At 59.3% G+C, this 26353-nt stretch carries 20 protein-coding genes and 3 pseudogenes; 13 read left to right on the top strand and 10 right to left on the bottom strand.

Annotated elements, in window-relative coordinates; genetic code table 11:
* Positions 1–212 precede the first annotated feature (212 nt).
* Positions 213–2117, top strand: a complete 1905-nt coding sequence (locus tag WCA85_RS28820) for a prolyl oligopeptidase family serine peptidase (protein ID WP_424068276.1) — start codon at positions 213–215, stop codon at positions 2115–2117.
* Positions 2113–2256, top strand: a pseudogene (locus WCA85_RS28825) (ATP-binding protein); the annotation flags it as partial. The gene WCA85_RS28820 and the pseudogene WCA85_RS28825, both read left to right, overlap by 5 nt.
* Here the strand turns inward: WCA85_RS28825 and WCA85_RS28830 are convergent.
* The 5 genes from WCA85_RS28830 to WCA85_RS28850 all read right to left on the bottom strand — a co-directional run bounded on the left by WCA85_RS28830 (position 2220) and on the right by WCA85_RS28850 (position 9939).
* Positions 2220–3680, bottom strand: coding sequence for an efflux transporter outer membrane subunit (locus tag WCA85_RS28830; protein ID WP_424068277.1), 1461 nt, complete (start codon positions 3678–3680; stop codon positions 2220–2222). The pseudogene WCA85_RS28825 and the gene WCA85_RS28830 sit on opposite strands and share 37 nt — an antisense overlap.
* Positions 3673–4851, bottom strand: coding sequence for an efflux RND transporter periplasmic adaptor subunit (locus WCA85_RS28835; protein ID WP_424068278.1), 1179 nt, complete (start codon positions 4849–4851; stop codon positions 3673–3675). The genes WCA85_RS28830 and WCA85_RS28835 overlap by 8 nt, the downstream gene beginning before the upstream one ends.
* On the bottom strand, positions 4841–8056 hold the full coding sequence (locus WCA85_RS28840; protein ID WP_424068279.1) for an efflux RND transporter permease subunit: 3216 nt from the start codon (positions 8054–8056) through the stop codon (positions 4841–4843). Before WCA85_RS28840 ends, WCA85_RS28835 begins: the two co-directional genes overlap by 11 nt.
* A 77-nt stretch (positions 8057–8133) precedes the next feature.
* On the bottom strand, positions 8134–9402 hold the full coding sequence (locus tag WCA85_RS28845) for an MFS transporter (protein ID WP_424068280.1): 1269 nt from the start codon (positions 9400–9402) through the stop codon (positions 8134–8136).
* A 27-nt stretch (positions 9403–9429) separates the two neighbouring features.
* Positions 9430–9939 (bottom strand): beta-class carbonic anhydrase, encoded by a 510-nt coding sequence (locus WCA85_RS28850; RefSeq protein WP_424068281.1) that lies wholly within the window; start codon positions 9937–9939, stop codon positions 9430–9432.
* Between the two features lie 617 nt (positions 9940–10556).
* On the opposite strand from WCA85_RS28850, the gene WCA85_RS28855 reads away from it, so the two are divergent.
* The 4 genes from WCA85_RS28855 to WCA85_RS28870 all read left to right on the top strand — a co-directional run bounded on the left by WCA85_RS28855 (position 10557) and on the right by WCA85_RS28870 (position 16114).
* Positions 10557–11042: an NUDIX domain-containing protein gene (locus tag WCA85_RS28855; protein ID WP_424068282.1), complete on the top strand. Its 486-nt coding sequence runs from the start codon at positions 10557–10559 to the stop codon at positions 11040–11042.
* Between the two features lie 107 nt (positions 11043–11149).
* Complete coding sequence (locus WCA85_RS28860) at positions 11150–11947, top strand: substrate-binding domain-containing protein (protein ID WP_424068283.1); 798 nt, start codon at positions 11150–11152, stop codon at positions 11945–11947.
* Positions 11948–12181: 234 nt separating this feature from the next.
* Complete coding sequence (locus tag WCA85_RS28865) at positions 12182–15283, top strand: acetoacetate--CoA ligase (RefSeq protein WP_424068284.1); 3102 nt, start codon at positions 12182–12184, stop codon at positions 15281–15283.
* Positions 15284–15328: 45 nt separating this feature from the next.
* Entirely contained in the window at positions 15329–16114 is a 786-nt protein-coding gene (locus WCA85_RS28870) for a 4'-phosphopantetheinyl transferase family protein (protein ID WP_424068285.1), read from the top strand.
* Positions 16115–16176: 62 nt separating this feature from the next.
* Here WCA85_RS28870 and WCA85_RS28875 read toward each other — a convergent pair whose 3' ends face one another.
* The 3 genes from WCA85_RS28875 to WCA85_RS28885 form a co-directional block, all read right to left on the bottom strand.
* Positions 16177–16629 (bottom strand): substrate binding domain-containing protein, encoded by a 453-nt coding sequence (locus tag WCA85_RS28875; protein ID WP_424068286.1) that lies wholly within the window; start codon positions 16627–16629, stop codon positions 16177–16179.
* Positions 16630–16651: 22 nt separating this feature from the next.
* Complete coding sequence (locus tag WCA85_RS28880; protein WP_424068287.1) at positions 16652–17296, bottom strand: cytochrome b; 645 nt, start codon at positions 17294–17296, stop codon at positions 16652–16654.
* 290 nt (positions 17297–17586) lie between these two features.
* Positions 17587–18036 carry a DUF2501 domain-containing protein gene (locus WCA85_RS28885; protein ID WP_424068288.1) on the bottom strand — a complete coding sequence of 150 codons (450 nt, stop codon included), beginning with the start codon at positions 18034–18036 and terminating at the stop codon, positions 17587–17589.
* Positions 18037–18477: 441 nt separating this feature from the next.
* Between WCA85_RS28885 and WCA85_RS28890 the strand changes: the two are divergent.
* From WCA85_RS28890 to WCA85_RS28915, 6 genes and pseudogenes are all read left to right on the top strand, one after another.
* Positions 18478–19386: pseudogene (locus WCA85_RS28890) on the top strand (sterol desaturase family protein).
* A gap of 339 nt (positions 19387–19725) precedes the next feature.
* The gene (locus tag WCA85_RS28895) at positions 19726–20379 is read left to right on the top strand and encodes a peroxiredoxin (protein WP_424068289.1); all 654 of its coding nucleotides are present in this window, start codon (positions 19726–19728) and stop codon (positions 20377–20379) included.
* Positions 20380–20491: 112 nt separating this feature from the next.
* On the top strand, positions 20492–21562 hold the full coding sequence (locus WCA85_RS28900) for a rhodanese-like domain-containing protein (RefSeq protein WP_424068312.1): 1071 nt from the start codon (positions 20492–20494) through the stop codon (positions 21560–21562).
* A 157-nt stretch (positions 21563–21719) separates the two neighbouring features.
* Positions 21720–22373: an ureidoglycolate lyase gene (locus tag WCA85_RS28905; protein ID WP_424068290.1), complete on the top strand. Its 654-nt coding sequence runs from the start codon at positions 21720–21722 to the stop codon at positions 22371–22373.
* Positions 22374–22581: 208 nt separating this feature from the next.
* A pseudogene (locus tag WCA85_RS28910) lies at positions 22582–23182 on the top strand (helix-turn-helix domain-containing protein).
* Positions 23183–23369: 187 nt separating this feature from the next.
* Positions 23370–24371, top strand: coding sequence for a hypothetical protein (locus WCA85_RS28915; protein ID WP_424068291.1), 1002 nt, complete (start codon positions 23370–23372; stop codon positions 24369–24371).
* A 119-nt stretch (positions 24372–24490) separates the two neighbouring features.
* Here the strand turns inward: WCA85_RS28915 and WCA85_RS28920 are convergent, their stop codons facing one another.
* Together WCA85_RS28920 and WCA85_RS28925 are read right to left on the bottom strand one after the other, a co-directional pair.
* The gene (locus WCA85_RS28920) at positions 24491–25057 is read right to left on the bottom strand and encodes a hypothetical protein (RefSeq protein ID WP_424068313.1); all 567 of its coding nucleotides are present in this window, start codon (positions 25055–25057) and stop codon (positions 24491–24493) included.
* 425 nt (positions 25058–25482) lie between these two features.
* Positions 25483–25848: a hypothetical protein gene (locus WCA85_RS28925; RefSeq protein WP_424068292.1), complete on the bottom strand. Its 366-nt coding sequence runs from the start codon at positions 25846–25848 to the stop codon at positions 25483–25485.
* A 92-nt stretch (positions 25849–25940) separates the two neighbouring features.
* Between WCA85_RS28925 and WCA85_RS28930 the strand changes: the two genes are divergently transcribed.
* On the top strand, positions 25941–26093 hold the full coding sequence (locus WCA85_RS28930; RefSeq protein ID WP_424068293.1) for a hypothetical protein: 153 nt from the start codon (positions 25941–25943) through the stop codon (positions 26091–26093).
* Positions 26094–26353 lie beyond the last annotated feature (260 nt).

A 26353-nucleotide genomic window follows, 5' to 3' on the forward strand; every position in this document is an offset into this window, starting at 1 on the left:
AAATAAAAAATGGAGCGGCTTGGTCGCCCCTTATTGGTGTCAGGATTCAAACAACGTTGGATGACAACCACGTGACTGAGCCGCCATTCGAATTGCGCCGATCGGCGATTCCAGCCTGCATAGCCTCGACTGACAATTGCTTTAGTATTCTTGAGTATCGGCACGCACGAAAGCGCCGCTCATGTTCAAATGCAGCTTTCATGGAGGCACGCATGGTCGCGAATCGTCAACAAACGGATAAGAGTAGCGGTGGTGTCGTCAAACAGTATGCAGTGCGAGACTTCTTCCGCAGGCCGGACAAGCATTCGTTCACAATCGCTCCGGATGGTCGGCACCTTTCGTTTCTCGCGCGGCACTCTGGCCGCGAGAACGTTTTCGTGCAGGGGATCGACGCCGATGGCGCTCCCGTAGGCGAGCCGCGCCCCTTGACCAACGAGACAGAACGCGACGTGCCCGGCCACGCCTGGAAGGGCAACGATCAGATTCTGTTCGTCAAGGATTTTGGAGGCGATGAGAACTTCCACGTGCTTTCGGTTCCGATCGATGGTAGCGAGCCGCGCGATCTGACGCCGTACGACGGCGTCAAGGCCAGCATTGTCGACGACCTCAGGGACGACGACCGCCACGTGTTGATCCAGATGAATCGTCGCGACCCGCAAGTCTTCGACGTGTTCCGCGTTGACGTCCTAACCGGCGAACTGGCGCCGATCGCCGAGAATCCAGGCAATGTCATGGAATGGATGACGGATCACGAAGGGCGGCTGCGTGTCGCGGTTGCGTCGGATGGCGTCAACCGCACGCTGCTCTACCGGGACGCCGAGACCGACCCTTTCCGGGCGGTTCTGACAACGGACTTCCGTGAGACGGTCTCGCCGTTGTTCTTTACCTTCGATGACAAACGGCTGTACGTTTTGTCGAATCGAGGTCGAGACAAAACCGCAATCTTCGAATTCGATCCCGCGACGGGCGAGGAGGGCGCGTTACTGTTCGAGACCGCGCATGTCGACGTGAGCGGACTCGCGTATTCGAAACATCGACGTGTGCTGACGCTTGCGTCATACGTTGACGATCGGCTTCATCGCCATTACTTCGACAGTCGTGCTCAGGGCATCAGGGCCGATCTTGAGCGCCAGTTTGCGGATCAGGAGGTGACCCTTACGAGCTTTACACGCGATGAGTCGCGTGCGATCGTGCGTGCCGAGAGCGATCGGTCGGCCGGCTCGGTCTGGATTTACGACATCGAGCGCCGACAACTTGCGAGGCTCGCGGACATGATGCCCTGGCTCGATCCGGCTGATCTGGTGCCGATGTTGCCGGTTCGCTTCACGGCACGCGACGGTTTGCAAATCAACGGATATCTGACGTTGCCTGCGGGCTTCGATCTCAAGCAAAAATTCGCCGAACCGTTGCCGTTGATCGTCAATCCGCACGGTGGTCCTTGGGCGAGAGACATGTGGGGCTTCAATGCCGAAGCGCAACTGCTTGCAAACCGCGGGTATGCGGTACTGCAACTCAATTTCCGTGGCTCGACGGGATACGGAAGGGCTTTCTGGGAAGCCAGTTTCGGGCAATGGGGCCGCGCGATGCAGAATGATATCGACGACGGTATCGACTGGCTCGTGTCGCAAGGGGTCGTCGACCCCGCGCGCGTCGGAATCTACGGGGCAAGTTATGGAGGCTACGCGACCCTGGCGGGCGTCGCATTCACGCCGGACCGATATGCGGCTGCGGTTGACTATGTCGGCGTATCGAACCTCTTTACTTTGCTCGAATCCATGCCTCCGTACTGGAAGCCGTTGCTCGACATGATGTACGAGATGATCGGCAATCCGCAGACCGAGGAAGGCAAGCAGACACTGCACGATGCGTCGCCGCTGTTCTTCGTGGACCGGATCGTGACACCGCTCTTCGTTGCGCAAGGCGCCAACGATCCGAGAGTCAAACAGGCCGAGAGCGATCAGATCGTCGACGCTTTGCGGGCGCGCGGTGTCGATGTCAAATACATGCTCAAGGAGAATGAAGGACACGGGTTTCAAAACGAAGAGAACCAGTTCGAGTTCTATGAAGCGATGGACGCGTTCCTTGCCGAGCATCTCGGCGGTGCTTTGCGGAAGTGACGGCATCGGCATGGGACTTCGCATCAGCCGCTCGATCGTGGAGTCGCATGGCGGGCGCTTGTGGGTCACCGATCTCCCCGCCGGGCAGGGCGGCGCAACGTTTCACTTCACGTTGCCCGCGACGGTTTCGGGTTGTTGATAATCCGAAGCCAGGTCATCCTTGGTCCAGCCGCCGCCGAGCGCGCGGATGAGGTCTACATTCGCGTCTAGCTGCTGAGTTCGAAGTTCGATCACGCTGCGTTCCGATTCAAGCGCGGCGGATTGTGATTCGACCACGTCCAGATAGCTGACTGCACCGCGCCGATAGAGCGCGAGCGACAGGTTGACGGAGGTGTCAGCTGCGGTTGCGGCCGCTTGCTGCTGATCCGTTGCGGTGCCCAGATCGGTGAGCAACGAGAGGTCGTCTTCCACCTGCCTGAATGACGCCAACACCACGCTACGATAGTGGGCTCCCGCCTCGGACATTGCCGCCTTCGCGGACTCCACCTGTGCCGCCCGTCTACCGCCGTCAAAGAGGTACACCGCAAGCGTTGGCCCGAGCGTCCAGAAGGAACTCGGGGCGCTGAGCAGATCTCCCAACACCGAGCTTTGTACGCCACCCGCCGCACTCAGCGTCAGTGTCGGGAAGTATGCGGAACGTGCGACACCAATCCGTTTGTTCGCTTCGGCTACGCGCCGCTCGGCTGCGGCAACGTCCGGCCGTCTTTGCAGCAGCACCGATGGCACGCCAACCGGGATAGCGGGCAATGGGATGGGCTGGGTACTCGGCTCAATTTTGAAGTCCGACGGCGACGATGCAACCAGCACAGCAATCGCGTGTTCCAGTACGGCCCGCCTGGCCTGAACCTGCGTAAGCTCGGATTCGGCCGCCGACAACTGGTTGGTTGCACGCGCCACATCTAACCCTGACACAATTCCACCGCCATGCCGCCTGCGGGTCAGGTCGAGTGCCTTCTGATAGTCCTCGTCGGTACCCTCGATGAGCTTGATCTGCTGATCAAGGCCGCGCAGATCGATGTAGCTTCGTGCCAGCTGGATTTCGAGGCTCAACTGCGTCGACGCCAAGTCCGCCTGTGAAGCCAGCCCCTCGTACTTGCTTGCAGCAACGGAATCGCGTACGCGTCCCCAGAGGTCGACTTCGTAGTCGACTTCGACGCCTAACGTGGCTGAGGTGTAGTCGCTTGGCGCACCGGCGGGGCGCAACGGCCGCGTGTCTGACTCACGGTCACGCTGGATATTGCCTGCCGCGGATACCTGCGGATACAGTTGCGAGCTGACCTGCTTGATATATGCCTCGGCTTGCACATAGTGGAAATACGCGGCGCTCAGGTCGGGGTTATTCGCTATCAGGCGTTGCTCGAGGTCATCGAGTCCGGGCTCCTGATAGAGTTTCCACCATCCCGTGCGGTCAAGCTGATCAGCCGGGCTGGCCGTGATCCACGGTCCCTGAGACTGATACTGTGCCGCGACAGGTACGTCCGGAACCTCGTAGTGCGGCGCGAGTGAGCACCCGGTAAGCGCCATAACACTCACGAGTGAGGGCAATGTCCGATACTTAGCCATGATGTGCGGCCTTGGCCCCCGGGCTGATCACTTCAACATGGTCACCTTCGACCAGTCCATCGGGCGGCGTGTCGATCACACGGTCACTGTCGGCTAGTCCCGAGCCGATATCTACCGCGCTGCCCAGGTCCTGCATGATCGCAACGGACTTGAAGTGGACCGCGCTGTTGCTATCGACGGTCGCAAGTCGTAGCCCCTTGTTGTCGAAGATCAGCGCGCTGGCCGGCACGCGCAATGCGCCGTCGCGTGCCGGCAGCGTGAAGTGGAGATTCACGAAGCCGCCGGGGAGCAGCAGGTGACCGGAGTTGTCGACCATCAACTGGACGAGCGTCGTTCCTGATGCTGCGTTCACGGAGTCAGCCAGACCAATAACCGTGGCCGTAAAGCTCTTGCCGGCATACTCCGGGACGGTGAAGGTGGCGGTCCCGCCAGGTTTGATAATCGGTGCGTCTTCCTGCGGCACATGCACGTACAGACGCAGCTTGTCCACGCTCGCTACCGAGAAGAGCTGCGGCCCGGTGCCGCCGCCGGCATGGATCAATGCGCCGACGTCGGTGTCGCGTGCGGTGATCATGCCGTCGAACGGCGCGACGATCCTGGCGAATACCTTGGTCGCGACGAGCCTGTCGAGGTTCGCTTGGGCCGCCACCACGCGGGCCTGCTTCGCCACATAGTCCTGTGTACGGTCATCGACTTCCTGACGCGACACGGAATCGGAGTCCAGCAGTCCCTGCCAGCGATCCGCGGTCGTCTTGGCCAGAGAGGCATCGGCTTTCGCGCTTGCCAGGTCGGCCTTGGCCTGATTCAACTGCTGGTCGAGTTCTGGCGTATCGATCACGGCCAATTCTTCGCCTGCCTTCACCTGACTGCCGATATCGACACGCCACGATTTCAGGTAGCCGTCGACCCGCGCATAGATCGGCGCGCTCTCGAAGGCCTCCAGCCGACCAGGCAGGTCCAGCGCACCGCCAGGTGCCTCTTTGGCTGGCACAACCACATTCACCGACGGTACGGCCTGCGTTTCAGTCCAGTCTTTGAGCTGATGCGCATCTTTGACGCGCAGTGTGATGCCGACCACAACAATGATGATGGCGAGCACACCACCGACAATTCCTGCAAACGAAAGCTGGCGTTGCGGCACCGCCTCACGTGGTGTGGGTTCAAACGACATGATTCGAATCTCCGGAAATCGCGGCGGTCGCAGGGGGACCCCGGTGCGAATGGAATATGCAAAAGACGGCCGGCACGAGGAACAGCGTGGCGGTCGTGGCGAACATCAGGCCGCCAATCACCGCACGGCCTAGTGGCGCGTTCTGTTCGCCGCCTTCGCCGAGTGCGAGTGCCATCGGCGACATGCCGATAATCATCGAGAGAGCCGTCATCAGAACGGGGCGGAAACGGCTCGAACCGGCTTCCAGTGCTGCCTTGAACGCGTCGCCGTGTTCGGCCAGACGTTCGCGGCAAAAGCTCACCACGAGAATGGAATTGGCTGTTGCAACGCCCATGCACATGATGGCGCCGGTCAACGCGGGAACCGACAGCGTGGTGTGTGTCGCGAACAGCATCCACACGATGCCGGCCAGCGCGCCAGGCAAAGCAGAGACGATCACCAGCGGATCAGTCCACGACTGGAAGTTGATGACGATCAGCAGATAAATCAGCACCACTGCGCCGAGCAGGCCAAAGAGCAGACCGCTGAAGGCGTTGTTCATGGTCTGCACCTGGCCGCGCAGGACAACCCTCGCGCCCTTCGGCAAACTGTGGGCGTTCACGGCCACGATCTGACGGATGTCAGCGGAAACGCCACCCAGATCGCGCCCCTGGGTCGTGGCGAAGATCTCGACCATCGGTTGAACGTCGTAGTCGCTGACGACTTCGTTGCTGACGGTGCGATGGATACTGGCCACGCCCGAGAGGATCTGTCCGCTGTTTTCCGTGGTGCCCCCGCTCAGGGGCAGATTCTTCAGGGCCGGCAGCGTATCGAGACCGTATTGCGGCGTCTGCACCACAATTGGATATTCAACGCCATTGGCCGGATTGAGCCAGTAGGTCGGGGCGATCTGACCGGATCCCGCCAGGTGTACGACCAGGCTATTGGTGACATCGCGTTCGGTGATTCCCTGAAGCTCCGCATGGATACGGTCGACGTCGACATTGAATTGCGGACTCTCTTGCGATTGCTCGATGCGGGCGTCGACCACGCCGGGAACATGCCGGATCTGACGCAACATCAGGTTGGCGTAGGCAAAGTCGGCCGGCAAACTCCTGCCACGAATCTGCAGGTCAATCGGTGCAGGCGAGCCGAAGTTCAGGATCTGTCCCACGATGTCCGCAGGCGGGAACGAGAACGTGACGCCGGGAAACTCGCGCGGCAACTGCTCGCGTAACTTGCGAACGTAATCCGCTGTGGGGTGATGGTTTTCGTTCAGCGAGATCTGGATATCGCCGTCTTGCGGACCAATCGTTCCGGTGTTGTTGTAGGCGGTATTGATGGAGCTGGTCGAAAGTCCCATGTTGTCGACCACGGTCCCCAACTCGGATCGCGGAATCGTCGCCCGCACGCCGCCTTCCACGTCCGCGAAGACTTCAGCCGTTCTCTCGATACGCGTACCGATCGGCGCACGGACGTGCAGCAGAATCTGGCCGGCGTCGACATCGGGGAAGAAGTTGCGCCCGAGAAACGGCACTAGTGCGAACGACAGGACGACGAATCCGAAGAACCCGATGACAAAAACTCGCCGATGATTCAACAGTAGCTCGAGTATCCCGCTGTAGTTCGAGCGGATGCGCTCGAAACCGCGCTCGAAGCTGCGTTGAAACCGCACCAGTGGGTTCGTAGAAACGGGACGTGCGTGCTCGTGTTCCTGTCCCTGGTCCCCGTGCTGTTCCTGAGCGTGGGGCTTCAGCAGGTACTTGGCCATCGTGGGCACGAGGGTCCGTGACAGGATGAACGATGAGATCATCGCGAAGATCACCGCTTCGGCCATCGGCACGAACAGGAATCCCGCCACGCCGCCCAGGAAGAACATCGGCACAAACACGATACAGATACAAAGCAGCGAGACAAATGCCGGTGTGACGATCTGTGCGGCACCGTCGAGAATGGCGGGTTCGACTTCCTTGCCTTGCTCCAGGTGCCAGTTGATGTTCTCTATGGTCACTGTCGCGTCGTCGACGAGAATCCCCACCGCCAGCGCGAGCCCCCCGAGGGTCATGATGTTCAGCGTCTCTCCCAGGGCAGAGAGGATTGAAATCGACCCCAGAATCGCGAGCGGAATGGACGTCGCGATGATGACGGTTGAGCGCCAACTGCCAAGAAACAGCAGGATCATCACGCTCGTCAGCAGCGCGGCGATTACACCCTCACGGGCGACGCCTGAAATGGCTGAGCGAACGAACAAAGACTGGTCACCAATCGGATCGATCCGAAGGTTATCTGGCAGCGAGGCTTTGGCGTCGATCGCCTTCTGCCTGATCCCGGCGATGATGGACAGGGTCGATGCCGAACCATTCTTGAACACGGTGAGCAGCACCGAACGCTTGCCCTCCACGTGAACAATGTTCGGTTGCGGCGGAGCACCGTCGATCACATCGGCGACATCGCGCAGATAGACGGTGGTGCCGTTGGCTGATTTGACGGGCATATTGGCAATCGCGGCGATCGTCGACGGTGCGTCATTCAGTTGCACCGTGTACTCATAGTTGCCGATCTTTTCGGTACCAACAGGCGTGATCAGATTCTGTGACGCTAACGCGTTCTCGACGTCCTCGGCAGACAGTCCGCGAGACTCGAGTGCAGACGGTTTAACGTTGAGCTGAACCTGGCGGGTTTTGCCACCGAATGGGAAAGGGATCGCGGCCCCGGCTACCGACGTCAACATTGGGCGTAGCAGATTCAGGCCCAGATCGGCCAGATTCTGCTCGGAGAGGCCCTTTCCAGAAAGCGCGAGCTGGATGACAGGCACCGTCGAGGCGTTGTAATTGAGAATAAATGGCGGCGTCTCGCCCGGTGGCAGCTGTTTCAGGATTTCCTGTGAAATCGCTGTGACCTGCGCATTCGCCGTGCCGATATTGGTGCCCGGCTGGAAGAAGATCTTGACGACGCCATAGCCGTTAAGCGAGGTGCCTTCGATGTGTTCGACGCTGTTGACCGTGGTGGTCAACACGCGCTGGAACGGCGCCATGATGCGCCCTTCCATCTGGTCGGGTGAAAGACCCGTGTATTGCCACACCACGCTAACAACGGGGATATCGATACTTGGAAAGATATCCGTAGGGGTACGAAGCGCGGACAGCGGTCCGACGATAAGAATAAAGATGGCCAGTACGACGAAGGTATAAGGACTCTTTAGCGCAATGCGCACGATCGCAATCATAAAAACCCCATTGCTTCAAAGCCGGCGGAAACCCAACTCACAAGTCCCTACGGCTACCAGATTCGCTATGGCTTACCTCAATCTGGGTCCGGTGAGATGACGCTCGCCTTGTGTGGCGCGTCGGGATGCGGAGTGTGCGCTGCTCTTGTACTGCCAGGAGCGCCGATCCAGTGGATGGCAGAAGCGACGAGCCCGAGCGTGATACCGAACGCGACGATGCCCGTCCAGCCGAAGCGCGACATCAGCCAGCCACTGATGACGGTGCCGATGGCCCCGCCGAAGAAGGTGGCAGTCATATAGAGGCTGTTGATGCGGCCCTGCGCTTTATGATCGACCGCGAAGGCGCGCGTCTGGTTGGATACCAAGCCGGCCTGCACGCCGATATCCAGCACAATGACGCCGATCACGAGGAACGCGAGCGAAGAGTTCGCGCCGGCGAGAATCAGGTAGGCAAGCGTCACGATGCCGATACTGATTCCAATGACATGGCGGGTGCCGTGCCGGTCGGAGTAATGGCCTCCGAGTGATGCGGCAAACGCGCCAGCCGCACCGATGATGCCGAAGCCGCCTGCCCATGCGCTGCCAAGGTGCCATGGTCCGGTCACAAGGAGCGCCGCCAGATTGACCCAGAAGGCGTTGAAACAGGCCCACAACAACGCCTGGATCATCATGGATTCACGAATCGGGCGATGCTGCCGCGCCAGTGGCCAGAGCGAAGCGAGCAGGCGTCCGTAGGAGAGATCCGTGCTCGGCACACCTTGCGGCAGGAGCGAAGCGGCGGCGATAAAGACCGGCACCATGAACACCGCTTCGAGCCCGTACACGGCGCGCCAGCCAAAAGTCGCGCCGACCACGCCCGCAATCGTGCGGCCGACCAGAATGCCGACCATAATGCCGCTGACGACTGTCCCGACATTACGCCCGCGCTGATGGGGGGGCGACATGACGGCCGCGAAGGGCACGAGTTGCTGTGGCACGCAACTGACGATGCCAAGACCAAAGGAGGCCGCGATCAGCGCCCAGATGCCGGGTGAGACCGCTGCCGCGATAGCGAACACGAAGGCGAGTGCGATCTGCGCGAGCACGAGTTTGCGGCGGTCGAAGCGGTCGCCAAGCGGCAACAGCAACGCGAGCCCGGTCGAGAAGCCAAGCAGCGCCGCGGCGGCGACGAGATCGACCATCGCGAGGTCGACCCCCAAGCCCGCTTTGATCAGCGGCAGGATCGGCTGGGTGCAATAGATGTTGGTGATCACCGCGCCGGCGATGATTGCCATCATGACGATCTTGCCACGCGATGCTACCGCGTGCGTAGGTGGACTAACCGGTGCGCTGGGTCGGCCGTGCATGGCATTCTCCTTGTGTCGCCCGACCTGTCAGCTCGCTTCCGCCTTAACTTCTTTCAGTTCCCCGTTTGCGAGATTCAGAACAAAGCCGCGGATGACGATATCTGACGGCACCCACGGATGAGAGCGAAGCTTCAACATCTGCTTTTTCGTGGCTTCATTGACGTCCGTATAGAAGTGGAACACTGCGGGCGTCACAGCCAGCGAGCCAGTGCGTTCGTGCAGATGCGTCTCAAACGTGCCGTCCGTAAACATCTCCATCCCACATCCCGTGTGCCCAACAATCATGATTTCCGTCACGCCCAGAACGTGAATCGAAAACATGAGTGATCGCACAACATCTTCGGTAACGACTGTTCCAACATTCCGAATTACGTCCGCGTCGGCGGGTTTGATATCGAATCGTTCTAACAGCCCATTCATACGTGGGTCCATGCACGTGATGATCGCAACCTTTGGGGCCGGCTTTCCCGCCAGCGATGCATCATGATGCTTTGCACTTGCTTGACTTGAAGTGATTGCGTGTTCGATCAGACTCATTTGGCTTCTCCGTTGATAACCGTGGTTCCTGCCCAGTTAAAACAGTCTTCGATTCTTTAAATTAGTATTCCTTTATAAATGCACCGCGCCGCTCCGATGCTTCGGCCGTTTCAAAATCACCCTCGGTCCAGACAGCGCGGAGCGTGCGAATGAGGTCTACATTCGCGTCCAGCAATGTGTTCGAAGCTGCATTACTCTGCGTTCCGATAAACGCGCAGCGCATTACGATTTGATTACGTGCGCATAGGTGGCCGCACCGCGCCGACAAAATGCGCGAAAGCTTGACTGACGCGTCAGTTGAAAACGAGCACGCTACATCAAGGACAAAATCGATTCTGACCGGTTGTCTGGTTGCTTTACCGATGATGATGCCCTATCAACCAACTTGTCCTTGAGACGTCTCAGTCATGATTGACGATGGCTGGATTCTGGACGAGTTTCGACGCGAAAACATCCAGGGCGGTGGAAATTCAATTGTTCCCTTCTGTCAACCACGCGTCGGGTCTCGCGGTAGACTAAGGCTTCGAGAGCGGTGCTCTGACTGACGCTGAAGGACTTAGGCCGCACGAACGCGGTGGTCCGGATGATCCTCTGACCATGAAAGGAAACGCGACCCTATGCCAACCCTCGAGCGAGCGCAACCGACCAGGTTTATCGACTCTGTCTGGCGTTTGGTGCTTCGCCTCGGCTTCCGCCTCGCCCGCATCTGGTGGTCCCTTCGACGGCCACACCATGAGGGCGCGCTTGTAGCCATCTATGTCGGGCAGGGGCTTTTGCTGGTGAGGTCATCGTACCGGGCCGAGTGGAATTTCCCGGGCGGTAGTGTCCACCCCGGTGAGACGCCTGAGGAAGCCGCGCAACGCGAAATGGACGAGGAGATCGGTCTCTCGTCGCATCCGTTGGTTGCCGCTGGCAGCGCGAGCGGCATCTGGGACGGGCGAAGAGACCGGGTACATTTCTTTGAACTGCACCTCGATCAGCTACCCGATTTGCGGCTTGATAACCGTGAGATTATCGGTGCGCAGTTGGTGTCGCCGGAAGAGTTGGACGGCATGGCGGTGACAGAGGCGGTCGCTGCGTATCTCAGCAAAAATCACCGCTGATCAATTTCACGAGCTCGCAATATAAGCAGTACATTGCATATCGATCTAATGCTCGCCTTGATCACTACCGCGACAAAACCCGGCGGAATCGGGCATGGGGGAAGACCGTGACTTGCCGCAAGCTGACGTTTCACGCACTCGTATTCTGCTTCGCGGGCGCATTACTGGGCAGCGGCGCGGCATCAGCAGATGAAGTCAAGGTGATGATTTCGGGCGGATTTGCGTCAGCCTATCGCGAACTGGGCCCGCAATACGAGGAGTCGACCGGCGATACGCTGGTTCCCGTCTGGGGGCCCGCTGCGGGCACCGCTGCGAATGCCATTCCTGTACGACTCGCACGCGGCGAATGGGCCGATGTGCTGATCGAGGTCGGCTATGCGCTCGACGATCAGATCAACGCTGGCAAGGTCGTACCTGACAGCAAGGTGGACTTCGCACGCTCGCCAATCGGCGTGGCGGTTCGCGAGGGAGCGCCGAAGCCGGACCTCAGCTCGGTCGACGCGTTGCGGCGCACGCTGCTCGCAGCGAAGTCGATCGTCTATCCGGACGACGCGATTGGGCTCTATATCCGCGGCGAACTGTTCCGGCGTCTCGGTATCGAGGGCCAGGTGGAGAGCAAGAGCCGCATGATCCCGGCCGAGCGGGTCGCCCGTGTTGTCGCGAACGGCGAAGCGGAGATCGGATTTCAGCAGATCGTCGAGCTGTTGCCGGTGGACGGGGTGACGGTGGCCGGCAGTTTGCCCGCGGAGGTACAAAGGTACACGGTGTTTTCCGGGGGTATCGTCACCAATGCGAAAAATCCGGCGGGCGCAGAGGCACTGATCCGTTTTCTGTCATCGCCGGACGCGGCCCCCTCGATTGAGGGGAGCGGGCTGGAACCGCTACCGGCGAAGGCTGCGAACTGAGAGGCGAGCCGGCAGGTCTGGCTTGCGAAAGAGCGTTTGTGCGATTGCGCACAGTCGAAAAAATACGTGAACAACTAGCCTAGGTGGTCGGAAATCGACACGGGGGTGCTTCATGGATTCCGCGATTCAGGTTCCGATCACTTGAAGGAATTTCAGGAAGTCCGTCAAAAAAGCAAAGACTCCGCCGCGCGATCGGACCTGATCGATACGCGCGCTCGCTATAGGGAGCTTTAGATGGATGTCCTTCGCCTGCTCGACAGCGGGCGCCAGTCAGGTGAGACTGGCGCGCGATTACCAATTTATGACTGCGCGCCTGAGCGCATCGCCGCGTCGCAAATGACTGCGTTCACCGTGGCGCTCGAGGCGCATACGGGTCGCGTCTTTGCAGACTACGCGGCATTGCACGATTTCTCTGTGCGAGAGTACCGAACGTTCTGGCGATGCTTCGTGCAGTGGGCACGGGGGCTCGATTGGTCTGGGGATGCTGAGCCTGTCTGTGTCGGCGACGACTGCGAGCATGCGCGCTTCTTTCCGCATCTCGAACTGAACTATGCGAATGACGTGCTCAGTTTATCCGTGGCTGGGGCCGACGCACCAGCCGTGATCGGATGTTACGCTGACGGCCGACGCGCGCGCCTGACCCGTGGCGAACTGCGCGAGCGGGTGGCGCGTCTTGCGCATGCGCTGTCGGAGCTGGGACTTAATGAGGGCGATCGGGTCGTCGGCGTGATGCGCAACGACACGGACGCCATTGTGGCCGCGCTGGCTGTTGCCGCGATAGGCGCTACGCTGTCGACCGCAGCGCCCGAGATGGGCGTCGAGACAATCGTCGACCGCTTTGCGCCACTCGCACCGCGCCTGCTGTTTGCGCACGCGGCGACGCGGGCTTTCGATACAGGCGCTCCGTTAGCGGGCAACGTTGCCGCTCTGGCGGCGGCCTTACCCTCGGTGCAGGGCATCGTCTGTCTTGACGAAGGACACTTGCCGGACACCATCAAACAGCCGGTCTATTCCCTCGACGCGTTGATCGACGGCGGCGACGCCGGGCGCTTCGCATGGCGTCGTTTCCCATTCAGCCATCCGCTTTTCGTCATGTTCTCGTCGGGCACGACTGGCAAGCCGAAGTGCATCGTGCACGGCGCCGGCGGCACATTGATCGAGCACCTGAAGGAGCATCGCCTTCACTGCGACCTGCGGCCGGGCGATCGGATGTACTTTCACACCAGTTGCTCATGGATGATGTGGAACTGGCAACTGTCCGCGCTCGCGTCTGGCGTCGAGATTGTGACCTACGACGGTCCGATTTCCTCGGTCGACACGTTGTGGCGTTTAGTGGCGGACGAGCGCGTGACTGTATTCGGCACGAGCCCCGCTTATCTGAAGATGTGCGAAGAGACGGGTCTGATCCCCGGCAATCAATTTGATCTCAGCGCACTGCGCGCAATGTTTTCGACCGGCGCTGTGCTGTTCGACTCGCAGTTCGAGTGGGTGCGTGACCATGTCAAACCGCTACCGTTGCAGTCGATCTCCGGGGGCACTGACATACTTGGTTGCTTCGTGCTGGGGAATCCGAACTTGCCGGTCTACGCGGGCGAAGCGCAGTGCAGGAGCCTCGCGCTCGATGTTCAGTCATGGACGGGCGGGACTCGCGCGGACGGCATCGGTCAACTGGTCTGCGTCAATTCTTTTCCGTCCCGTCCGATCGGTTTTTTTGGTGATGCCGACGGCGCCGCGTTTCACGCCGCCTATTTCGCGGCCAACCCTGGTGCCTGGACCCATGGCGATCTCATCGAGTTTTCGGCACAAGGCTCTGCACGGCTGCATGGCCGGTCCGATGGCGTACTTAATGTGCGTGGTATCAACGTGGGACCGGGCGAGATCTACCGAGTCCTGAACGACATACCGGGTATCCGCGAAGCAATGGTGGTCGAACAGCGATCGCGCGAAACGCCGACCGAAAATCCATCCACACATGGGGAGCGATTCGACACGCGCGTGGTATTGCTCGTGGTCTTGCAAGAGGGAGTTGCGTTGAGCAGCGCACTGGTTGCTCAAGTGCGCCGTGACCTCGCGCGCCGTGCGTCGGCGGCGCATGTGCCGGACCGGATCATCGCAGTCGATGCGCTACCGGCGACGCACAACGGCAAACTGTCCGAAGCGGCAGCGCGCAACGCGGTCAACGGGCTACCTGTCTTCAATACGGCGGCGTTGCGTAACCCCGAGTGTCTCGACGCAATTCGCAACCACCCTGCGTTAAATTATGCGGCCCGTGAGTTGCCGCCAGCGGGCGGGTCGCGCCAACAACTCGAACAGCATTTGCAGGCGCAATGGGAGAATCTGCTAGGGTTCGGGCCGATATCCCGGGACGACAATTTCTTCGAGTTGGGCGGACATTCACTGCTCGGAGTCCGGTTGCTGAGCGACCTCTCCGCTTTGACCAGACGGACGATTCCGCTTGCTACGCTGCTGACTGCGTCGACGATTGCACGCCTCGCTGAAGTGATCGACGGGAGCGCGCTGCCGGCATCCTCGCCGATCCTCGTGCCGGTACGCAGCGGTATCGGCAACCCGCTATTTTTGATGCACAGCTTGAGCGGATCGGTGATGGAGTGCTGGGCGCTGGTTGCCGCGCTGCGTACTTCGCGCCCGGTGTATGGGCTGCAGGCACTCGGCCTCGACGGTGATGAGCCGGTGCAGCAGCGCGTGGAGGACATGGCTCGTGGATATATCGAACAGATGCGCAGCGTCCAACCGAGCGGGCCGTACGCGTTGGCTGGCTATTCGTTCGGTGGGCTGGTTGCGCTGGAGGTAGCGCAGCAGCTTTTAGTTGCCGGCGAGCAAGTGGAGGTTCTGTGTCTGCTTGACACTTACGTCAATGAGCGCTGTTTGCCGTTGAGTGCGTGGATTCGCTATCAATGTCGCTACATGGCAGGACATGGGCGCGCGCTGCGCGAACTGCCCGCGTCACAACGTCTGCGCTATTTGACGACGAAGTTCGTGGGCGCGGTCGATCGCGTGCGGATGCGTGCCGGGCGTCTTGCGCTGCGGCCGGATCCCAATACCGAGGGAATGCCGCCGACGTTGCGTCGCGTGCGCGCGGCACTGCGCGCAGCGATGACTGCCTATCGGCCACTGCCTTATCGCGCGGGGCCCATCGTTTATTTGCGAGCGGTCATCCCGGAGCGAGAACTTGGTGACCCGCTTCCACTATGGAAACGGGTGGCCCGCGCGGGGTTGATAGTCGTCCAGGTGCCTGGTGGCCATCCCGATATGATCACCGAACCGAACGTACTTACCGTTGCAGCCGCACTCGACCATGCGTTGGCGCAAGTCTGACATCGATGGCAAGTATGCCTGAATATTTATTGCGGACTAGATGGCATGTGGCACGATCCCGTCACTATGGAAAACGCGCGACGTATCGAGTGTTGTTCGCTATCGAATGCGTGCGGCCTGTCATTGACCAAGGATACGGTCCACGTGTGGGTGCTCAACGATTCGGATGTCGGCCAGGCAAGCGCGACGTTCGTCCAGACACTTTCACCGGATGAACGAAAGCGGGCGCACGCCTGCAAGCGGGCAAGAGATCGCGATCGAGTCATCGCCCGGCGAGGCATGCTCCGCACGTTGCTCGGATACTACCTCGACTGCCGGCCGGAATGCCTGAGCTTCGGCGTTGCCGATTTCGGCAAGCCGTTCTTGCAACGCGAGGGCGCTGCACAGCTTGCCTTCAACGTTTCCCAGAGTGACGGGATTGCGCTGCTCGCTTTTGCGTGGAATTGCCATATCGGCGTAGACGTCGAGCGGCCGGTCGGTGGCTTCGACGTCGCCGGCGTGGCCAGTCAGATTTTTTCTTCAACGGAACTGAAAACGCTCGAGGCCAACCGCTCCGTTTCGGTCGATACGTTCTTTTCGATCTGGGTCCGGAAGGAAGCGCTGTTAAAAGCGCTAGGCACCGGTCTATACAGCGGTGATCTAACGGCCTACACCACGGAAGACGATTCGCGACTGGGCGGTGGCCACTGGCGCGCTTTATATAACCGCACAGTCGTAACGTCAGGATGGACGTGCGTCGACTTTGACCTCCGTCCGCAGGCGCGAGGCGCGCTGGCCGTGTCGCTTGACGGTGTACAGGTCTCGCTCTACGTCTGCTCGTTTGCGCCTTAACAGGTTGCTGATATACGACCGCGCAGGAACGGCTTACCGCCATCCGCGCGACTGACGTCGCCTCAACATTCGGTACGCGCGAATGCCGAAACAAGATATTCGATGAACACCTTCACTCGCTTCGGCACTCGACGGCCCGCCGGATAGACAAGATGAATGGGAACGCGCTCGGGTTGCAAATCGGGTAGTAGCACTTGGGCCTGGCCGGAATGGATCTCTTCCGCCATTAGCCAGTACGGCGCCTGAGCAATGCCAAGGCCGCAAAGCACAGCCGCGCGAATATGCTCTGCATCACCGGTCAACAGCGAGCCGTGCGGCACATAGGAGACTGCATCCTTCCCGACCCTGAGTGACCAGGGGTAGCGCTCTCGCCCTTTCGCGAAGACGATACAGGTGTGCTTGTCGAGGTCCGCAAGCCGGCCCGGTACACCCTTCGCTGCAACATAGCCGGGGCTCGCCACGAGCAAAAAATCTGTCTCAGAGAGCTTCCTTGCCGTCAGCGAGGAATCGATCAATCGCCCGTGGCGAACCGCCAGATCAAAGCATTCTTCGCAGCACGTTGTTACGGTTGATCAATTGATGTTTGACTACCGCGAGCACGTGCAGCACAACCAGGCCTGCCAGCAGCGCGCAACTTGCGCGGTGTATCACGAAGAGTTCGTCGGTGAGCGCGCCTTTCACGAATGGTGTGTGAATCTCGACCAGACCAAAAAATGAATAGCCGTTCGGGACCATCAAGAATCCGCTGGCCAACACCGCAAAGACCGTAACGTAGATCAAAATGTGCACTCGGTGCGCCAGCGCGTTCTGCGCGTCGGATACGCCGGCAAGTGCGCGTGGCTCATTTCGCACGAACTTCCACCACACTCGTAGCGGGAAGAGCGCGATCAGCACCGTAGCGACTGACATATTTAGTCGCGAAAGGAAATCCCGTTCGGGTCCACCCGGAAGCTCGGCTAGCGCGTAGCCAGCAACACTGGCGTAAATAATTCCGGCGGCGAATACCCAATGGAAAAACCTCGCGACGCCATCGTAATGATCCAGATCGCGCCCGCGCTTCATCAACTGACGTGCAATGCGCTCGTCAAGGCAATCGCTCTGAATGATAGCGGCTTGCGCCTCCCCAGTGCCGATTCGGCTATGTGATGCCGTTTGCGGCATCTGGTTCATATGCACGTTCACGTCCAAGCCTGTTAAGCGGATTCGATGCGCCGGTGTGCGCCACACATTGCTGGTTGTTCGGCGAGGCCGTTACGCGCTCAACGCGTGCCGCGCCAACGGTCCGACGAGTGTCAGATCGTATCCATGTGGCGTTCATTGGTCAATAGAAATGCAAATAACAATCATCCGCATTTACATTTGACTTGCACTCGCTTCAGGTGGACTGCCGCGATTCCTTGCCGGCTACCAAAAAAGGGGATTTGGGCCCGCGCTCGGGGCGTCTCCTACATGGGGCGCAGGCGATCACCTGCCTACAGCAGGGATTTGCCTTGGGCGAGAATCTTGTCGCAGACCTGCTTCGTGACCTGCTCCTTCAAACCGCCGCCGCTCAGGTCAACCTGCTTACCGTCACCGCTAGTCAGGATCCCCTTGGCACCACTGGTGTACCCGCTGTCGCTCGACGAGGAACCGCCCGGTAGTTTGCTCATCAGGCCGTCCTTGACCGACGATGCATCGCCGCCGAGATAGTTGTTCTTGATGCAGTATTGGAGTACGCCAGCAACGTTGCCGGTACTGCTGGAGGTTAGCGACTGCGCCGACAATCCGCTGCCTAAACCGCCGAGGCTGCTAAGTCCGCCAGCGGCACCGCTGTTTCCACTCTGATTGAGAAGGCTGCCGAGTTGGGCGTGGGCGGCGGGAACAGATAGCAGGGCAGCGATCAGGAACCCACTGGCCCAGGTGCGACGTTTGCATGCGGTCATGGAAGACTCCTTTCCTCGAAGTGGAGGCTGTCTTCACTATAGTGCCTTTCGGACTTGCCAAGGTCCTGATTCCAGGGTGGCCGCAGGCGCCGGAAAATTCCAGACTGGAACGATCGTTCCAGTCGCGTGGGATCCAGTTGATCCATATTGAGTCGACTATGAAAGTTTGTCGACGAAGGGCTGGAGTCCCGCCTAGACCAGAATGCGTCTTTACGACTAACATAGTCCGCGCTTGCCGGAGTTGGGTGAGAAGGGCGCCGCTTTCAGGCATGGTCGAAATGTGACACGTGGACGTAAAACCTGCGCCTGGGATGAACATGAATGAGCCAGCCAAATGAACACTAGCTCTCTGTTCGACAAACCACCACTCGATCCGCCCGATCCGCCCCACGGCAGGCCTCAAACTACGCTGGCTGATATCACCCTTCGGATGGTCCAGCCATGGCCGTGTTGCGCACTGTACTCAAATACGCCAACGGCGTGATTTTCGTCTCCTCAATGGTCGAGGCTCTGATACTTGCCGTAAGACGCAGCTCGCGCGGCTACGACTGGAAGGCAGCGGGTGTGTCGGTGACGGACTTTCTCGTTCGTGAATATCCGTTGCGCTGGTTGCTGCCACTGGCCTTCTGGAGTGACGCAATGAACTGGTTCTGGCAGCACAGGCTCTGGACGTTGCCGATGAACCATTGGAGTGGTTGGCTGACGTGCTTCGTGGGCCAGTAATTCTGCTACTACTGGTATCACCGCGCGGCCCATCGGACACGTTGGTTCTGGTGCACCCATGCTGTTCACCATTCACCTGATCAACTCAATCTTTGCGCCGCGTATCGGATTGGCTGGACTGACCGTCTTACTGGCTCGACGCTGTTTTTCGTACTCGCGCCGCTATTCGGCATGCCACCCCAGATCGTGCTGATGCTACTTTCGCTGAACCTGCTCTATCAATTCTGGCTACACGTAACGTGGATTCCACGCCTCGGGCCGCTTGAATGGCTCTTCAACACGCCTTCCGCACACCGCGTGCATCATGCGTCCAACCTCGAGTACCTGGATGGAAACTATGGCGGTGTGCTGATCGTGTTTGATCGACTATTCAACACCTATATCGCGGAGCGGCGCGGTCTGCCATGCCGCTATGGTCTGGTGCGGCCGGTGACGACCTATAACCTGCTCAAGATCGAGTTCGACCAATGGCGTGCGCTATGGCGCGATCTACTGTCCGCGCGTTCCATACGTGCGGTATTTAGCTACGTAGTCAAGCCGCCCGGCTGGCGGCCCGATAATCAAGGGGATACGACAGAAGATCTAAGACGTCGCGCAGATTCACGCTCCTTTGGCGCTGGACGGTAACAGGTTCGCCCTGGGCGCAATGATCGGATGTAACGATGATTGCAGGCCACGTTGCAGCGCAGCGAAAGTGCCAACATCGAAGCAGCGATCTTTGCGCGGCCGAGGCAATGGGAAAGCCCGCTATCTTCAGCTTGAAAGCGAATTTTTTCGCCACGGCGGATTGGTTCTGTTTGCATGATAGCCACGGTGAACGGTTCATTTTGTTCTACTCTATAAGCGCGACGCACAGTGGTTCCCGGTGTTTGTCCAGCGTCGCGGCTATAGGGAAATGCTTGTGAATTCGCCGCGCCCGTAGATCGTTTTCCCGACCTTGGCGCGCTGACCTCATGGAGGATGAAGATGTCAATTCGATTAGGAGAAGAAGCACCGGATTTCACGGCTGAAACCACCGAAGGAACGATCCGATTTCACGAATGGATTGGCGACCATTGGGCAATTCTGTTCTCGCATCCAAAGGACTTCACGCCGGTTTGCACGACTGAGCTCGGATACATGGCAGGGCTGAAGCCGGAATTCGATAAGCGCAACACGAAGGTCATCGGGCTTAGCGTGGATCCTGTCAGCGACCACCAGAAGTGGCTGAAGGATATTGAAGAGACGCAGGGACACGCGGTCAACTACCCGCTGATCGGCGACGCGGACCTGAGTGTCGCGAAGCTCTACGACATGATTCATCCGAACGCAAGCGGCGGCACGCGCACTGCGGTGGACAACGCGACGGTACGCTCCGTGTTTCTTATCGGACCGGACAAGAAGGTCAAAGCGATGCTCGTCTATCCGATGAGCGCAGGCCGCAATTTCGACGAAGTGATGCGTCTGCTAGATTCGCTGCAGCTGAACGCTAAACACACGGTGGCGACGCCTGTGAACTGGAAGCCAGGCGAAGACGTTATCATTCCGACGTCCGTTACCAATGACCAGGCGATGCAGAAGTATCCTCAGGGTTTCAAAACCTTGAAGCCCTACCTGCGGTACGTGGCGCAACCGAGATGAGGTTCTAGTTGACGGAAAGCGCGCGCACCGGGAATTTCGCAACTCGGTGCTCGCGGCGGGTCCGTCAGCATCATAAAAGGCTCGTAGATGCGGGCCATGGAGACAGACCGTGCTGATCTTCCGGCAACTATTCGACCAGCAATCGTCCACGTACACGTATCTTCTTGCCGATGGGGCAACAGGAGAGGCAGTGCTGATCGATCCGGTTTTCGAGCAGGTGCGCCGGGACACCGCGTTGATCGAAGAGCTGCAATTGCGCCTGCTTTATACAATCGACACACATGTCCATGCCGATCACGTGACTGGCGCGTGGATGCACAAACAGCGCGCAGGCAGTCAGATTGCGATATCGGCCGCGAGCGGCGCCGAAGGCGCAGACCGCTATCTGACCCATGGCGACTTTTGTCCGTTCGGCGCGCGATATCTGTCCGTGCGCGCAACACCTGGTCATACAAGTGGATGCATTTGCCTGGTACTTGATGACGAGAGCATGGCGTTTACCGGCGATTGCCTGTTGATCAGAGGCACTGGCCGGACGGATTTCCAGCACGGTGACCCGCACGCAATGTTCCGGGCGATCCACCATCAGATTTTCACTTTGCCCGAAACATGCCTGCTTTATCCGGCGCACGACTACCGCGGTTTGACTGTCACGAGTGTCGGCGAGGAGCGGCGCTTCAATCCGCGCCTCGGTGGTGAACTGTGCGAAGACGATTTCACCGGATACATGACGAACCTGGGCCTGCCGCATCCGAAGCAGATCGACATCGCGGTACCGGCCAACCTCAAATGCGGCTTCGCCGCGTGTGACCCCTCGCGGATGGCTGAGCCGAGTTGGGCGCCACTGTCCTACACTTTTGCGGGCATCTGGGAAATCAATGCTCAATGGCTGGAAGAAAATCTGCGCGCTGTCCAGATTGTCGACGTTCGCGAGCCTGACGAGTTCAACGGGCCGCTGGGGCGGATTCCGGAGGCCAGACTCATTTCACTCGGCGAGTTGGCCCAGCGCGCCGGTGAACTCGGGCAAGATCGCCCGATCGTGACGGTCTGCCGTGCCGGCGGACGTTCAGCGCAAGCCACGGCCATACTGCGGCGGTCGGGATTCGAGGCGGTTGCTAATCTCGCCGGCGGTATGCTCCGCTGGCGTGCAGAAGGACGCGTTGTCGAAAACGGGAGCGTTTAAGCCGCTCACCCGATTCGCAAAGATCCTCGACTTCGTCCAATCAGATCAGCTGCCGTCCGTAAAATTTGGGGCCGGCACGACGGAAAATTTTCCCGCACGGCGTGAGCATCAGCGCACTGAGCACAGTCATTAAATGCGACTCGTGTAAACTGTGCCGATGTCCTCACACATCGATTACCTCAACCCCGCTCTTCCTTCCGGTCTCCGGCGCGTGCCGATGCCCGTGGTCGACGCAACCCCAACTACGCTCGAAGGCTTTGGCCGGCTTGTAGCGGATCCGAGCGAGTGCCCGATTGAGATCGTGCGGTGGCCGGCGGTGGGATCAAGACCCATCGACCCTGACACCGGTGATCAGGCAGGCACGACGGAAGGCATCTTCGTCAGCGAATGGCGCGGCGACATTCTCTATGGTCGAAACGAGGCCGTGGGCGGTCACTACGTCCTGGCGTATGCAACGGAGCCTGACGCGGCCCGTGACGACAACGCCAATGCCCCAGAACGCATGTTGCTTTGGCATGCGAACTACCACCCCGACGGCGGACAACTGTTCTTCCCTCTCGACCATCGTCCCTTCTACATTCCGTTGGCGTTGCCGGGAGACGACATTACGCCAGAGAAGTTCGTGTGTTTTCGCTTCGATGGACGGCAGGGTCTCTACATCCATCCGAGCATCTGGCATGAAGGCGTGTTCACGCTTGAAGGAACACAGCGCTTCTTTGACAAGCAGGGCGCTGTCCACGCGCGCGTGTCCGTCGAGTTTGCGCGCGAGTTTGGTTGTCTGCTCGAGGCACCGATTCTCGGCGACGCTTGACCTGTTTTAGTGGCGCTCGACTCGCCGTTACTCGCGCTCGGTTTCGAGCGCCGCGTCGGCGCACGCCAGAAAACCTTTGATCAGGTGGCGCGTATGGCGAAACTGGTTTCAGCAAGGCGATGGTTCGGACCGCTATGTGCCGGGCGAGCCTTTCGAGAGCAACGACTACCGGCGACGACCATCACAATTCGAGTTTGATATGCAAAGCATGACAGCGACCCCGCAGGGTGAGTCTCGCAATGGGCAGGCGGCGCCGGTCCGGTTCGGAATCGTGCTGCTTCCCAACTTCACCTTGACGGCCTTCTCCGGATTCGTCGACGTGCTGCGCCTCGCCAGTGACGAAGGCGACCTTAGCCGGCCGGTTCGTTGCGCGTGGAGCATCATCGGCGAATTGCTTACGCCAGTCCGTGCAAGCTGCGGTATCCAGGTCACGCCGAAACGCGCCTCAACCTCACCCACCTGGCCTTCGGCCCGCCACGCATCCAAAAGTAAAGCGAGCGATCTTGCTGATGGAGCAACACATCGGGCAGCCGTTAAGCTTGAGCGAGCTTGCACATCGCCTGGAAATGTCTGTTCGACAACTTGAACGCTTGTTCAGCAGCGAAATGGAGACTGCGCCGCTGACCTATGCCCGGCAGCTTCGTCTGCGTACCGCTGCCTGGTTGCTGACGAGTTCTGACCGCACCGTTACCGAAATCGCATCTTCATGTGGCTTCGCAGACGCATCGCATCTAGGTCGGGAATTCAAGAAGGAATACGGAGAAGCGCCAAACGCCTTTCGCATGCATGGTGCGCAGCTCGCGCAATAGGTCACGGATACGTCGGTTACTACCTCGCAATCGTTTGCCACCAGGCGGTTCACGGCGAAAGACCACGCACCATGCATGCATCGACGCGATGGCGACGAACGATCGTTAAAGCCCCCGTAAAATACGCCGATAACCCGGTTAGCCGTTCGCTTACATAACCCACAATTCAGAATAAAAGGTAGCGCGCATGAGCGGGTTCACTCCATTCGCTGATTCGGACATAAACGCAGGCCGTTCTCCCCGCGATGTACGGGTCCGCAAAGGGAAACAGACGACGACGATCAGTGTGCCCTGCAGTGTCGGCGGTTCAGTCTGCTTCATGCGCCCCGGCCCCGATGGTCAGGGTTCGCGTTTCGTCGCGGCGTTTCGACTCGTGCCACCTGAAAAAATTAGTGACGACGTTGTCGTGTTTGGGATCGACGGTTCGACACTCAATGGGCTCAGGCGTGACGAGGAATTTATTGACGCTGTCCGCCCGTTGCTTAAGTCGGGATCGCGCGTCTCGCTGGGAAAGAATTGGCTTTCCATCACTGTCGGCAATGCGAAAGCGCGTGATTCGAAAGATGAAATTTGCCGCTATTTGACGGTGGTGGCCACGCGACTCGAGTCCCTCATCGGTGCGAGCGCGAACGAGTCGGCCAACATCGGTCAGCTGTCCTTACCCTACGTTGTGCTTTCGTACGCCTCAGGAATCGCTTTGGGCTTGGGGTTCGCATTTTCGAGGCAATCGCTGATGCCGTTGCGAATTGCCGAGTGCGCCTTGGCGCTGACTTTGGTGCTGGCGTGTTTGATGTTGCTGCTTGTCATTCCTATTCACCTGCGCAAGCAGGCGCTCGGTGGCCCGGTTGCATCAACCGTCGTCGGCGCGGCAGTGATGGGTTCGATTTGCCTCGGCTCCGCAAGCGCGCTTATTGCGAACACTTACGTTGGAGAACGGTTTTTGCAGCCGGAGGGGTTGACGGCGTCGGGCATCATTGTCATCACGCGCGGGAAACATACCAGTTGCACACTCGTTCTTGACGAACCATCGGCGCGGATTGTGGCTGGCACATACGTTGGGCGGCTGCCAATTGCGTGCAGCGATGTCCATTATCGCGAGAACCTGCATTCGCGCTCCTATTACATTGATATCAATCCTGGCCTTTTCGGTGCACGTTTCGTGCAAGCGATCCGTACCACAGATAATTGACGCGAATCAGGCGAGGCTCAATGAAAGGGCGGCGACCCAGGCCGAGCGCAGGGCTCGCTCGGTGCCGCCGCATGCAAAGCGCCATAGTGAAAAGCAGCATGAATCAAGGTGAGATTTGACTAGCGGAAGCCGTACATCAGCACCTTTTTCCCCTCAAAGCTTTCCTGCACACCTTGCTCGCAATACGGTGGGCACGTCGTGCCGTCGACGGTCGGCGCGGATGATGTAGTAATTGCCCTGGAGACAATGGATTCGATGAGCGTCCCGTCGTCAGCGACGACGATTTGCAAGTCAGTCTCGACGCCGGCCGGCACGGGGCCTGCGCTATAGACGATATTCATGGTGCCGGTGCAATCGGAGTTCACCGTGTAGGTGCCGCTCTGGTTCGGATTGAATGTCGTCTGCCCTCCCTTGGGCACCCCGTTGATAATCCCGAAGTCGGTGCGCGAAAAATGGCCTGCGCCATCGAACGCCACCAGGGCGACGTCATCAAGGATCGACGGGGCGGCGAACTTATGCAGCACATTACCTGGATCGAGCAATCCAAGAATTTGTCCGTGACCGCTAAACCCATACGGTCCCTTTAGCGTGGCGTCCGAGCATAGGCCACCGGCCTGTGCCGAACTGCTGAGCGCTAGAAGCGCAACTGCCGTTGTCGACAAAACGCTCAAACTTTTCATGATCATCTCCTTGTCAGCGAATGAGGCGATTAGCTGCCGAAGGCGCAAGGGTTCGCATTGCCTGGCTGAATTGGGCGCGCCACTCAGAGAAATGAAAGTAAAACAGCCGCAGTTATGCCCGGCGATCGCCGTTTGCGGAGCCACCGATAAGCGAACGAAGAACCGCCGACGCGGCCGTCAGTTCGGAAACGCGAGGTGCGAAAGCCTCACTATGGGAAAACGTTATGGATAACGAAGGAATACGCCAAGCGCTTATTTTGCGCCTGGTATGGGCGGATACGTGCTGAAGGGTTGCACGAAAGTCCGCGCGTGGGTGACTTCGTGAGTCGGCTACGCATTAAGATTGCGTCGCGAAAACCAGTATAGGTCAGGATATTTTCGAATGCGATGCATTCGACGATGCTATCGACTGCGAATTTTCGCACTTAACGCTAAGGGGCGCGCTTGATACCCAGCGGCGGCGTTACGCCGGTTCGTGAGTCGAGTTCCGATTGCCACCTTGCCTGCGTGAGCAATTGCTTTGCTTCAGGATTCGAGGGATCGATCACGAGGGCGTCGCCAGCGTTGCGCCACACGCAGGTCCACTGATCACGCACGGCGCAAGTCCGTGCGGCTAGCAGGATCGAATTTCGTCTGAATTCGCGGTCCTGAAGATCTGCATTCAGTTTGATGGCGCTGATGTTGTTGGGCTCTTCAATGAGGACTCTCGATAGAGCCGCTCGCGCGGTAGTCAGGTTGTTCTTGTCCATATTCACGCGAGCAATCTGCAGATCGACTTCTGCACGTGGGTGTTGCATTGCGGCGGGAATTTCGGTCTTCGGCCGTGCCGCAACGCGCGCGATGGGGCGAGCTTGCCCGGTGGTTGATAACGGCTGTGAAGGCGATGGCGATGGCGAGGGTGAAAGCGAAGGCGAAGGCGAAGGCGAAGGCGCTGATGAAATGGACGACGGCGAAGGTGACGTTGGCGGCATCGGTGTCGATGGTATCGCCGCAGGCGAAGGGAACGTTGGTTGTAGCGATGAAACCGGTTCAGCGCTCGTAATGGTTCCTTCCGCGCTTTGCAAGGCAAGCGCGACCCTGTCGTCGCGTTTGCTGAAGAGGCCAGAACTCAGCGTTACACATATCAGCGCCAATAACGCGAGCAGGATCGAGACGCCATACATCCAACCGGCAGGCGCGGTATTTCGCTCGTATTCGTACCGCGGTGGCGATCCATAAGCGCCGTCAGCTTCGTTGCCGGACTGCGTGAAGAGCGCGCGGAATTTTCGCCACGCTATGTGTGGCGGCTTCTGCCAACTACGC

It is taken from the genome of Paraburkholderia sp., assembly GCF_049581445.1.
Taxonomy (GTDB): domain Bacteria; phylum Pseudomonadota; class Gammaproteobacteria; order Burkholderiales; family Burkholderiaceae; genus Paraburkholderia.